Origin of the sequence: Pseudomonas sp. OA65 (assembly GCF_017498305.1) — a bacterium.
Classification (GTDB): domain Bacteria; phylum Pseudomonadota; class Gammaproteobacteria; order Pseudomonadales; family Pseudomonadaceae; genus Aquipseudomonas; species Aquipseudomonas zanjanensis.
The window spans coordinates 1-12,375 of the sequence record NZ_JAGDEZ010000038.1 but is presented as its reverse complement, the minus strand read 5'-3'; the positions used below and the strand labels follow the sequence as shown (position 1 = coordinate 12,375).

Genomic DNA, 12,375 nt, shown 5'->3' with positions numbered 1-12,375 from the left:
GTTCATGAGTACCCAAGTGATCAGCCTCGTCTCCATCGGCGCCCACCCCACTTCCGGTCGGCCCCGGCGCGCCGAACAGGACGCCCGGGCCGTGGAACTGGGCCTGCAACTGGCCGGCAACGACTTGCAAGTGCTGCACGCCGGCGACGTGGCCGAGCCGGCCCTGCGCGCCTACCTGGGCATGGGCCTGGATGAACTCCACGTCCTGGAAAATCCTGACGGGGCTGACGCCCTGCCGGCCTTGGCTGACTACCTGCGTGACGCTGGCGCCCAAGTGGTGCTTACCGGCAGCCAGGCGGAAACCGGGGAAGGCTCGGGCATGCTGCCGTTCTTGCTGGCGGAGAATCTCGGTTGGCCATTGGTGGTGGGGCTGGCCCAGGTCGAGTCCATCGACAACGGCGTGGCCCTGGTGCTGCAAGCCTTGCCCCGCGGCCAACGGCGCCGTCTCAAAGTGCGCCTGCCGTTCCTGGCCACTGTGGATAACGCCGCGCCAAAACCTCGGCAAAGCGCCTACGGCCCGGCCCGGCGTGGGGCATTGCACGCCGAGGAAGCGGAAGTGATCGACGATGCCTTGCTGGCGGTAGCGACCCTGCAACCGGCCAAGCCACGGCCCAAGCGCTTGAAAGTGATCAAGGCCAAGAGCGGCGCCGATCGCATGAAAGCCGCGACAGCCAAGGCCAGCGGTGGTGGTGGGCAAGTGCTCAAGGGCGTGAGCCCGGAGGCGGGGGCCGAGGCGATCCTCAAGTTGTTGGTGGAGGAAGGGGTGGTTCGCTAGACCCAGGCTCACTGCATGACCCCCTGTGGGAGCGAGCCTGCTCGCGATAGAGGTCTATCAGTCACAGCATGGTTGACTGGACTGGCCTCATCGCGAGCAGGCTCGCTCCCACAGGGGATTGGTGGAGCACCTGAGGCTCGTGCCAAGCCCAATCATTGGAGCCTATCAATGGACGTTGAATTTCGTCCGGCCTTGCCCTCGGATGCACGGGAGATCGCCCGTCTGTTCCGGATTTCCTCGGAGGGTGCGTCGGATTACATCTGGAGCCAGTTGGCGGAGCCAGGGCAGGACCTCTTGGAAGTAGGGGCCGCTCGTTATGCCCGGGAGAATGTCGATTTTTCCTACCAGAACTGTTTGGTCGCCCAGGCGGATGGCCGGGTCATCGGCATGATGCACTGTTATGTCACGCGCGAGGATCCGCTGGCGGCTCCGATGACGGATCCGGTCCTGGCGCCCTACGCCGACATGGAAGTGCCCGACACCCTCTATATCTCAAGCCTGGCCCTGCATGAAGGCTGGCGTAACAAGGGGCTCGGCGTGCGCTTTCTCGAGCTGGCGCAACAGCGTGCCGACCAACTGGCGCTCAAGGGCCTGAGCCTGATCGACTACGCCGCGAATACCGGCGCCCGGCGTTTCTATGAGCGCCAGGGCTTTGGCATCGTCAAAACCTGCCAGGTTGTCCCGCATCCATTAATTCGGGTGACGGGGGAGGCGTATTTGATGCATCGGCCTTGATCGCCATGGCGGCTTCACCAGAACCCCCCTGTGGGAGCGGGCTTGCTCGCGAAGGCGGTGTGTCAGTCGGCGATGGGTTATCTGACACACCGCCTTCGCGAGCAAGCCCGCTCCCTCATAGAATTGATGGTGTATGTGAATTTTGTATCTGCCCAAACATTATGGGAGCGAGTGTTACCCACAATCCCTGTGCGCGCCTCTGTGGATAACCTGTTCGCCCCTCGCTGCACCCCATGCAAACCAGGCGCTCCAGCCCTGCGCTCAAAAATTAGCCAGTCTAACTAACGGTTTTTATTGGCTTTTGTTTATGTATAACGCTTCCTTTCAGCCGAAACTTGCCCCCAATCTCTGTTGGCGCTTCTGTGGATAAGATGTTCGCTCTACGCTGCAAGCCAGACGGGCCGGGCTGTTCAGTGAATTGATCATAAAGTGATCAAACGATCTTTTTTATCAGGAAAACCTCGGGAAAACCTTGATTTACATGCCGTCCGAAGGGTTTTCCACAGAATCGTCAAATTTACCCCCAAACACTGTTGGCGCTTCTGTGGATAAGGTGTTCGCTCACCTCTATAGCCCAGGCATTACAGGGCTTACGGTGTATTGGTCAAAAAACAACCGATAGCGTCGGCAAACCGTCGTTTTCCATAAGTCACGGTTTTTATTCACTTTGCGGCTGAAAGAATTCCCGACCTATCCCACTTGTCCCCATTTGCTGTGGGTGGTCATGTGGATAACTTGTTCGCCAAACGCTGCAAGCCACGGCTGGCATAGCGCACATCGCTATAGGTCAAATTTCATACAGTTCTAAGGAACCTCCTTGACGCAGGCCGGTCGTCTGTCTTCACTTCCATGGCACAAGGACATCGCGACTTTATCCACATCAGGTTCAGGGAGAACACATGATGGATAGCAAGGTTCCCCGCTCACATCCGCTTCCCCCGCTGACCTGCGTCCCGGCATCGCCCACCTTGTTGCACAAGCGCATCCATCGTCGCGCCGTCAATCAGCGTGCGCGCCTATAGAGCGTCCTGCTTCTCCACTTGTAGCAATCGTTGACTGCCGCTGGACCCTGCGCGGGACAGTGGCCAGGCGTTCGTGCGCCTGTGAATTTGCAGGCAACCGCAGAGTTGCCCCTTCTGCCTGAGAGGACTTGAACATGACACGGATCTCAACCCCCATCAGTGATATCCAGGAGCACTATGACGTGGTCGTCATCGGCTCCGGCTACGGCGGCGGCATTGCTGCCTCGCGCCTGTCCCGGGCCGGACGCAAGGTGTGCCTGCTGGAGCGTGGCCGGGAAATCCAGCCTGGTGAATACCCCAACACCCTGCTCGCGGCTACCGAGGAACTGCAGGTCCATGACCCCGACGGTCACATCGGCTCGCGCACCGGCCTGTTCGACCTGCACGTCAACGCCCAGCAGAACGTGGTAGTCGGTTGTGGCCTGGGCGGCACGTCGCTGATCAATGCCAACGTTGCGCTGGAGCCGGAGCCCGGCGTATTCGAGGACCCGCGCTGGCCGCAGGCGGTACGGGACCACCAGGACACGCTGCTCAAGGACGGTTACGCCCGGGCTCGGGAGATGCTCAAGCCCAATCCTTACCCCGCGTCGGAACCGAACCTGCCCAAGCTCGACGCGCACAAGAAGTCCGCCGACTACCTCAAGCAAGGCGCGCATTTCTACAAACCGCCGATCAACGTGACTTTCGACAAGCTGCCCAACAACCTCAACCACGTCGGCGTCGAACAGTTGCCCTGCAACGGCTGTGGCGATTGTGTCTCGGGCTGTAACAACAAGGCCAAGAACACCACGTTGATGAATTACCTGCCGGATGCCTGGAACCACGGCGCGGAGATTTTCTGCCAGGCCGAGGTGCGGCATCTGGAGCGCGACGGCGACGGTTGGATCGTGCACTTCCAATACCTGGACAGCGGCCGCGAACTGTTCTCGGCGCCCACGTTGTTCGTGCGGGCCGATATCGTCGTGGTCTCCGCCGGCACCCTGGGATCCACCGAAATCATGCTGCGCTCGCGGGACAAGGGCTTGTCCGTATCCAACCAGTTGGGCGAGCACATGAGCGGCAACGGCGACATCCTCGGGTTCGGCCACAACTGCGACCAGGTCATCAACGGCATCGGCTTCGGCGCCCATTCGGCCAAGGAACTGGAGCCGGTGGGGCCATGCATCACCTCGATCATCGACATGCGCACCGAAGGCGACTGGCGCAGCCGCATGGTCATCGAGGAAGGTTCGATTCCTGGCGCCCTCGGTCGGGCCATGGTGCCGAGCATGGCGGCGTTCGCCGAGATGATCGGCGTGCCCACCGACACCGGTTTCGGCGCCAGCCTCAAGTACAAGGGCCGGGAGGCCGAGAGCTTTCTGCGCGGGCCGTATTACGGCGCGCTGCACAACATGCAGACCTACTTGATCATGAGTCATGACAACGCCAAGGGCCGCATGTTGCTCGACAACAAGGACCAGTTGCGCATCGACTGGCCTGGCGTCGGCGAACAGGAAAACGTCACCCTCGGCAACGAGCGCCTGCACCAGAGCACCAAGGCCCTGGGCGGAATCTGGGTCGAGAACCCGATCTGGACCAAGCTGCTCAAGCACAGCATCGTCTCGGTCCATCCCCTGGGCGGTTGCGTGATGGGCGAAGACGCGACGCAAGGCGTGGTCAACCACAAGGGCCAGGTGTTCAGTGGTGCCAGCGGCACCGATGTCTACCCGGGCCTGTACGTGACCGACGGCGCGGTGATCCCCACATCCCTGGCGGTCAACCCGCTGCTGACGATCTCGGCGGTGAGCGAACGCAACATGGGGCTGCTGGCGGCCGACCGTGGCTGGATCATCGACTACACACTGCCCTCGGCCCCGCGCAAAGCCGTGGCGGCGCCGACCCTCGGCGTGCAGTTCACCGAAACCATGAAGGGCTATTTTTCCACTGACTTCACCCAGGCCCAGGGCACCGATCTGAGCCTGTACGAAGCGGCGGCCAAGCGCGGCAAGGCCGACAACTCGCCCATCGAATTTACCCTGACCATCACCGCCGCCGACCTTAACCGCTTGATCAAGGAGCCGGAACACGCCGCGACCCTGGTGGGCACCCTCGATGCGCCGCTGCTGTCGCCCAAGCCACTGGTCGCCAGCAACGGGGTGTTCAATCTGTTCGAGCAGTACCAGGGACAGGTCGGCGTGCGGCACATGAACTACGACATGAAGCTGACCGCTGAAGACGGCAGCGACTATTACTTCAGCGCGTTCAAGACCGTGCCCGAGGACAACGGTGTGCTGAACATCTGGCACGACACCAGCACCCTTTACGTCACGCTCTATCGCGGGCCGGACAAGACCGGCGCGGTGCTCGGTTCGGGTGTGATGCACATCCTGCCGGCCGACTTCGCCAAGCAGATGACCACCATGAAAGTACTCAACGCCCGCAATGAGCGTGAGCGCGTGGAGGCACTGGCGCGGTTCGGCAAGTTCTTCGCCGGGATCCTGTGGGAGAGCTACGGCGGTGTCTTCGCCGGCGACGTCTACTTCAACCCGGACGCGCCGCCTCGCTTGAAACGGCCGTTGGATGCGCCGGCACCGGTGGTGCATTTCTTCCAGACCGAAGACAACGTCGAGTTGCGCCTGACCCGTTACCAGGCCGGCACCAAGGGGCCGGTGATGTTGGTCCATGGCCTGGGCGTGGGCTCGAATATCTTCTCCACCGACACCATCCACACCAACCTGCTGGAGTATCTATGCAAGCATGAATACGACGTCTGGCTGCTGGATCTGCGGGTGAGCATCCTGCTGCCAGCCAGCAAGAACGAATGGAACGGCGACCAGGTGGCCCAGTACGACTTCAAGGCCGCCATCGAGCAGATCCAGCAAGCGACCCTGGCCCGTGACGTGCAGTGTGTGGTGCATTGCTACGGTGCGACGACCTTCTTCATGTCGATGCTGGCAGGCTTGCAGGGTGTGCGCTCGGTGGTCTGCTCGCAGATCGCCGCCGACACGGTGGTCGCCACCGCCACCGGTCTGAAGGCCGGTTTGCATTTGCCGGGAATGCTCGATGCCATCGGCATCAAGTCCATGACGGCCTACGCGGACACCAAGGAAAGCTGGTTCAACAAACTCTACGACAAGGCCCTCAACGGCTATGCCCGGATCGAGGCCCAGGGCTATTGCACCAACCCGGTCTGCCATCGCATCACCTTCATGTATGCGTCGCTGTACCGCCACGACACCCTCAACGAAACCTTGCACGACAACCTGCATGAGCTGTTCGGCGAGTCGAACATCCAGACCTTCGAGCACCTGGCGCTGATCGTGCGCAAGGGGCACCTGGTGGACTTCAAGGGCAACGACGTCTACATGCCGCATTTCGATCGGTTGAAGTTGCCGATCTGCTTCATCAGCGGCGCCGACAACCAGTGCTACCTGCCGCAAAGTACCCTCAAGACCTACGAGCGACTGTGTGAGATGCACGGCCCGCAGTTGTTCAGCCGCCATGAAGTGCCGGGGTACGGTCATATCGACTGCATGTTCGGCAAGGATGCGGTGGTGGATGTGTATCCGATCATTCTTGAGCATCTGGAGAAGACGGCGTTGGGCTAGCTGACTGCCCTCCGTGGCGAGGGAGCTTGCTCCCGCTCGGCTGCGAAGCAGTCGTCGCTTTTGAAGTCTTGGGGGCCACTACGCGGCCCAGCGGGAGCAAGCTCCCTCGCCACATGGGTTTTGTGGTGAGTCAAGAATAAGGAAAAGGATGCCATGAACACCTACATCCGCTGGTTCCAACGCATCATCTGGGTCGGGATTTTCATGAACATGTTCTTCGCGATCCCGGCGTTATTCGCGCCGGGATTGCTGACGTCCATGATCGGTCTGCCGCCCGTATTGTCCGATCCCTGGCTGGAAAACGCCGGCATGTTGTTGGTGGGGATCAGCCTGTTCTACATACCCTCGGGGTTCAACGCGCCGCGTTTCGTGGTGCATTCATGGTTGTGTGTGCTGTCGCGGCTGGTGGCGGTGGTGTTCTGGATCTACTTGATCAGCACCAACAACCAAGGCCAGTTGTTCGTGCCGATGTTGATGGGCGACCTCAGCATGTTCCTGATCCTGGGCGTGCTGCTGTACCTGGGCAGCCCGGTGGCCAATCGTCCACTGGCCTTGCTCTGCGCCGGTTGGCGGGAGTGGCGCGCCGGCTGGGCGCTGCGCTGGCAGAGCCATGGGTTCAAGATCGGCACGTTGGTGGTGGTGTTGCTGTTGGGGTTCATCGGCTACCAGACCTGGTACCAGATGATCCGGGAGGTGCCACAGCCGGACTTCGCCTCCGACGAAGACCATTACAAATACGCCGCCATCGGCCTGGGCATCGAGGCGCGGATTCCCTATTACCTGTTCGCCGTGCTGCCGCAGATGTGCCCGGAAAAACTGCCGAAGCCGGGTGGCTACGAGGTGTTCGGTTTCCTCTATGAAAACGGCAAGGACCTGCCCATCGGCATGGCCAAGCGGCAGCTCGGCTACCCCACGGTCGAGCCCAACTGCGCCCTGTGCCACACCGGTTCCTACCGGGCCAATGCCACTGACGTCGCGGTACCGGTAGCCGCTGCGCCGGCCAATACCCTGCAACTGCAGGCCTTCCAGTGGTTTGCCTACGAGTGCGCCAGCGACCCGAAATTCACCCCCGAGGCGGTGATGGCGGCGATCAATGGCAAGTTCCAGCTGGGCTTTTTCGAAAAACTGTACAACCGTTACCTGATCATCCCGATGGCCAAGAGTGCGCTGCTCAAGCAGAAGCAGGCGTATGCCTGGCAGAAGCTGCGTCCGGCCCAGGGGCCAGGGCGGACCGACACCTTCAACCCGACCAAAATGGTGGTGTTTGGCTTCCCGGATGATTCCACCATCGGCACCGTGGATTTGCCGCAGGTCTGGAACCAGAAGCCCCGCGAGTCCATGTACCTGCATTGGGACGGCAATAACAACAAGATCCACGAACGCAACTACGCAGCGGCCATGGCCGTGGGCGCGACGCCGCAATCGGTGCTGCCACCGAGTTTCAACCGGGTGACCAACTGGCTGCTGGGCCACAAGGCGCCGGCCTGGCCGTTCGCCCTGGACCTGGGGAAAGTCGCCCAAGGCAAACCGATCTGGGAGAAAAACTGTGCCGGCTGCCATGATTTCGGTCGCAGCGACACCGGCCAGGTCACCACCAACATCGACCAGTTGGGCACCGACCCCCACCGCCTGAACTCCTTCACCAGCGGCCTGGTGACGGCCTTCCACGGCTTCAAGAAACCGCCGTTCGACTTTGGCGCCTACCGCAAGACCCAGAGCTACAGCAACACCCCCACCGATGGTATCTGGCTGCGGGCGCCGTACCTGCACAACGGTTCGGTGCCGACCCTGTGGGATTTGCTGCAAGCGCCGGAGCACCGGCCGCAGGTGTTCTACACCGGCTCCGACATCTACGACCAGGAGAAGGTCGGCTTCATCACCAGCGGCGCGCAGATGAAGGCGTCGGCGGATTTCAAATACGACACCCGCCTGGAAGGCAACCACAACGGCGGTCACCTGTATGGCACGCAACTGTCGGACGTCGACAAGCGGGCCCTGATCGAATTCATGAAAACCCTGTAGCCCAGGGCATAGCGAAGGAGCGTTCACATGTCATTACTGCACCATTGGGAGCATGAGTTCGACAAGGTCAAGGTCCGCCTGCACGGGTTGGTCACGCGGCTGGAGATGTCCTGGAAAAAACTCGTCAACGACTTGGAACCCGAGGAGTTCCAGGCCATCGTCAAGCTGCTGCAGCGAGGCCACGACCAGGCCCGGCACGTTATCGATCACGGGGATCTGCCGGACGACGAGCCGGCGGTGCCGTGGGAGTTGGCCCACGGCTTGTCGATCCTCAAGATCGGCAACGCCACGCCCCTGCCGCAAAAAGAAGAGGAATTGCCGACCCGCGTGCTCAAGGACGGCACGTTACTGGGCTGTCGCAAATGGGAACTGTTGGATCTGCTGTGGAGCGAGGCGCTGCTCAAATGGATCGAAAACCTGCGCCACCACGCGCCGTTCGCTACCAATCCGGCGCTGGTGAAAATGGACAACGACGTGGTGCTGGCCATCGCTGGCGACTGGGGCACCGGGCCGTTCGACAGTCACGCCCCGGCGGTGGCGGTGGCCAACCAGATGCAATTGGCCCTGGCCGATTTCACCATCCACCTGGGCGACGTGTATTACGCCGGCACCCATTCCCAGGAAGACGTCGACATGGCCGGCTGGCCCCAGGGCAAGCACGGCTCGTTCACCCTCAATTCCAACCATGAGATGTACAGCGGCGCCCATGGCTACTTCAAGGAGTTGGCGGCGCGTTTTCCGGTGCAGCAGGGCACAAGCTATTTCGCCTTGTACAACGACGATTGGCTGGTGGTCGGCCTGGACAGCGCGTACGCCTCGGACGCGATGAACTTGTACATGGACGGCACCCTCAACACCCAGCAGATCGAATGGATGAAAACCCTGCCCAAGCGCAAGAAATTGATGGTGCTCAGTCATCACCAGGGTTTCGATATTTCCGGGCACAACAAGACGGCGCTTTACCAACCGGTGTGCGATGCCCTTGGGCGTGAGCCGGATTATTGGTATTGGGGGCATTTGCACAATGGTATTTGCTATGCGCCGCAAGGCGGGTTGCATGCGCGCTGTGCCGGGCACGGGGCGATCCCCTACGGTACTACCAGCGAGTTGAATGGGCATGCGCGGGTGTTGTGGTCGGAAACGCAGTTGGCGGGGGACGAGGCGTATCCGGAGCGGGTGTTGAATGGGTATGTGAAGGTGCAGTTGAGGGGGGAGGCGATTGTCGAGACGTTTTATGGGGAGGATGGGTCGGTGCGGTGGTCTTCAAAATAGTCGGTGACTATCAAACCGCTTTCGCGAGCAGGCTCGCTCCCACAGGGGATCTTTGGCGCACCGAAGATCAAATGTGGGAGCGAGCCTGCTCGCGAAGCTTTTGATTTTAACCCTGGACCGGAACGCCCTTGAGGTACGGCGCCGGTTCGGCCCCCAGGTTGTTGAGCATGCGCTCGCTGTACCAATCGACGAAGTTCACCACGCCAAACTCATAGGTCTTGGAGTAGGGGCCTGGCTGGTAGGCGGTGGAGTTGATGCCGCGCTGGTTTTCTTCGGCCAGGCGACGGTCCTGGTCGTTGGTGGCGTCCCAGACTTCGCGCATGCGCGCCACGTCGTAGTCCACGCCTTCGACCGCGTCCTTGTGCACCAGCCACTTGGTGGTGACCATGGTTTCCTGGGCGCTGATCGGCCACACGGTGAACACGATGATGTGGTCGCCCATGCAGTGGTTCCATGAATGCGGCAGGTGCAGGATGCGCATCGAACCCAGGTCCGGATTCTTGATGCGGCCCATCAGCTTGGCGCAGCCTTGCTTGCCGTCCAGGGTCATCGACACGGTGCCCTTGAGCAGCGGCATGCGCACGATACGGTTACGCAGGCCGAAGCTGGCGTGGGCGTAAGGGATCTTCTCGGCGTCCCAGGCGGCGGCGGAAGCGGCTACGTGGTCCTTGAAGGCCTGGTCGGCCCGTGGGTCGGTGACGTCGTCCCATTCCAGCAGGGTCTTGAGCAATTCGGGGTGCGAGGCGTTGCAGTGGTAGCACTCGCGGTTGTTTTCCAGCACCAGTTTCCAGTTGGCCTTTTCCATCAAGGTGGTTTGCACCGCCACCTTGGTGTTCTCCATGTCGTAGGGTTCCATGTAATGGTTCAGCGTCGACAGGAAGTCATCGATGGCCGGCGGGTTCTCGGCCAGGCTGATGAAGATGTAGCCGCCAGCGGTCTTCACGTTCACCGGCTTGAGGCCGTACTGCTTCATGTCGAAGTCGGCGCCCATTTCGGTGCCGGCGAACAGCAGGCGACCGTCCAGCTCGTAGGTCCACTGGTGGTAATGGCAGACCAGTTTGGCGACCTTGCCCTTGTCGCTGGTGCACAGCCGCGAACCGCGGTGGCGGCAGACGTTATGGAAGGCATGCACCACGCCTTCGGCACCGCGAATCACGATGATCGGGTTCTTGCCGACTTGCAGGGTCAGGTAATTGCCCTTGGCCGGGATCTCGCAAGTCATGCCGGCGATCAACCATTCCTTCTGGAAGATTTCCTGCATGTCGATATCAAACAGGCGCTCATCACTGTAGAACGGTTGCGGCAGCGAAAAGGTGCGCTCGCGCTCTTGCAGCATTTGCGCGGTGGCCTTGCGTGCGGGTTCCAGCGGATCGCCCAGGCTCAGGGTAGTGGTGTCCATCGTTTTATCCTCATGGCCATCTCTGTGGCCGGCGAAAGTGGCTAATCAAGGGTGCTACGCAAGGCAGAAAATATTGTTTATCTGTTGGGGCGAGTGTGGGGCCGCGCAGGGGCGCAACCTTATCCATGGGCGACATGGCCCAATCTGTTCCCGACGCGCAATCCCCTGTCGTTGGGGGCTGGTCGCGATAAGTATGTGAATGTCGCAGATAGGTAAATGGTCACCCAGGCGCCTGCGCACAATCGCCCTCATGAAGGCCGACAGTCGGCCGTGGAGATCAGCATGTCCAATAACTTCCTGAACCCGGTCACTACCCAGACCTGGGCCAATGGCCGACATATCGTACGTTGCGTCAAAGTCATCCAGGAAACCTGGGATGTGCGCACTTTCTGCTTCATGGCCGACCAGCCGATCATGTTCTTTTTCAAGCCCGGGCAATTCGTCACCTTGGAGCTGGAAATCGAAGGCCAGCCGATCATGCGTTCCTACACCATTTCCAGCTCGCCGTCCGTGCCCTACAGCTTCTCCGTAACGATCAAGCGCGTGCCCGGGGGCAAGGTCTCCAACTGGCTGCACGACACCCTGCACGAAGGCCAGGAACTGGCGGTGCACGGGCCGGTGGGGCTGTTCAACGCCATCGATTTCCCGAGCCCGAAAGTCCTGTACCTGAGCGGTGGCGTGGGGATCACGCCGTGCATGTCCATGGCGCGCTGGTTCTACGACACCAACGCCAATGTCGACATGACCTTCATCCACAGCGCCCGCTCGCCCAAGGACATCATTTATCACCGCGAGCTGGAGCACATGGCGTCGCGGATCGACAACTTCAGCCTGCACCTGATCTGTGAAAAACATGGCCTGGGCGAGCCGTGGGCCGGGTATCGCGGTTACTTGAACCACAAGATGCTGGAATTGATGGTGCCCGATTTCCTCGAGCGCGAAGTGTTCTGCTGCGGGCCGACCCCGTACATGACTGCGGTCAAGCGTCTGCTGGAAGCCGCTGGCTACGACATGAAGCGTTATCACGAGGAATCCTTCGGCGCCACGCCACCGGAAGCCCGTGCCGATGCCGTGGAGCAGGCCGAACAGGCGGCAGATGCCCCGGAAGTCGATGCGGCGGACCTGCACATGGTGGAATTCACCTCTTCTGGCAAGAGCATTCGCGTGGGGCCGGGAGAAACCGTACACGCCGCCGCCGCCAAGCTCGGCATGATGATCCCCAAGGCCTGCGGCATGGGCATCTGCGGCACCTGCAAGGTGCTGAAGCTGGGTGGAGAGGTGGAGATGGAGCACAACGGCGGGATTACCGAGGACGACGAGGCCGAGGGTTATATCCTGTCGTGCTGCAGCGTGCCGAAGGGGGATGTGCGGATCGATTTCTGATTTGCTGGCTCAGGCAGATGTAAATCCCTCTGTGCCTGGAGGGATTTACTTGTACTGGGGTGGGGTTATCTGTGGCGAGGGAGCTTGCTCCCGCTCGGCTGCGCAGCAGTCGTCATCTGGTAAACACGAGCTACCTGATACACCGCATGGGGGCTGCTGCGCAGCCCAGCGGGAGCAAGC

7 protein-coding genes are annotated in these 12,375 nt (G+C 61.1%); 6 read left to right on the top strand and 1 reads right to left on the bottom strand.

Features of this window, described 5'->3' with window-relative positions; translation table 11 throughout:
- Nucleotides 1-4: 4 nt before the first annotated feature.
- From J3361_RS23865 to J3361_RS23845, 5 genes are all read left to right on the top strand, one after another.
- Nucleotides 5-775 (top strand): electron transfer flavoprotein subunit beta, encoded by a 771-nt coding sequence (locus J3361_RS23865; protein WP_207966598.1) that lies wholly within the window; start codon nt 5-7, stop codon nt 773-775.
- A gap of 168 nt (nt 776-943) precedes the next feature.
- A complete protein-coding gene (locus J3361_RS23860) occupies nt 944-1,510 on the top strand; it encodes a GNAT family N-acetyltransferase (RefSeq protein ID WP_207966597.1) in 567 nt (188 codons plus the stop codon).
- Between the two features lie 1,156 nt (nt 1,511-2,666).
- Nucleotides 2,667-6,119: a GMC oxidoreductase gene (locus J3361_RS23855; RefSeq protein WP_207966596.1), complete on the top strand. Its 3,453-nt coding sequence runs from the start codon at nt 2,667-2,669 to the stop codon at nt 6,117-6,119.
- A 153-nt stretch (nt 6,120-6,272) separates the two neighbouring features.
- A complete protein-coding gene (locus J3361_RS23850; RefSeq protein ID WP_207966595.1) occupies nt 6,273-8,141 on the top strand; it encodes a hypothetical protein in 1,869 nt (622 codons plus the stop codon).
- Between the two features lie 27 nt (nt 8,142-8,168).
- Entirely contained in the window at nt 8,169-9,413 is a 1,245-nt protein-coding gene (locus tag J3361_RS23845) for a metallophosphoesterase (protein ID WP_207966594.1), read from the top strand.
- A 106-nt stretch (nt 9,414-9,519) separates the two neighbouring features.
- On the opposite strand, the gene gbcA is transcribed toward J3361_RS23845, so the two are convergent.
- A complete protein-coding gene (gene gbcA, locus J3361_RS23840) occupies nt 9,520-10,812 on the bottom strand; it encodes a glycine-betaine demethylase subunit GbcA (RefSeq protein ID WP_207966593.1) in 1,293 nt (430 codons plus the stop codon).
- Nucleotides 10,813-11,094: 282 nt separating this feature from the next.
- Here gbcA and gbcB point away from each other — a divergent pair, with 282 nt between their 5' ends.
- Nucleotides 11,095-12,195, top strand: a complete 1,101-nt coding sequence (gbcB, locus tag J3361_RS23835) for a glycine-betaine demethylase subunit GbcB (RefSeq protein WP_207966592.1) — start codon at nt 11,095-11,097, stop codon at nt 12,193-12,195.
- Nucleotides 12,196-12,375 lie beyond the last annotated feature (180 nt).

Coding starts and splice junctions, on each gene's coding strand:
- J3361_RS23865 (WP_207966598.1), top strand. CDS start 5: ATGAGTACCCAAGTGATCAGCCTCGTCTCCATCGGCGCCCACCCCACT.
- J3361_RS23860 (WP_207966597.1), top strand. CDS start 944: ATGGACGTTGAATTTCGTCCGGCCTTGCCCTCGGATGCACGGGAGATC.
- J3361_RS23855 (WP_207966596.1), top strand. CDS start 2,667: ATGACACGGATCTCAACCCCCATCAGTGATATCCAGGAGCACTATGAC.
- J3361_RS23850 (WP_207966595.1), top strand. CDS start 6,273: ATGAACACCTACATCCGCTGGTTCCAACGCATCATCTGGGTCGGGATT.
- J3361_RS23845 (WP_207966594.1), top strand. CDS start 8,169: ATGTCATTACTGCACCATTGGGAGCATGAGTTCGACAAGGTCAAGGTC.
- gbcA (WP_207966593.1), bottom strand. CDS start 10,812: ATGGACACCACTACCCTGAGCCTGGGCGATCCGCTGGAACCCGCACGC.
- gbcB (WP_207966592.1), top strand. CDS start 11,095: ATGTCCAATAACTTCCTGAACCCGGTCACTACCCAGACCTGGGCCAAT.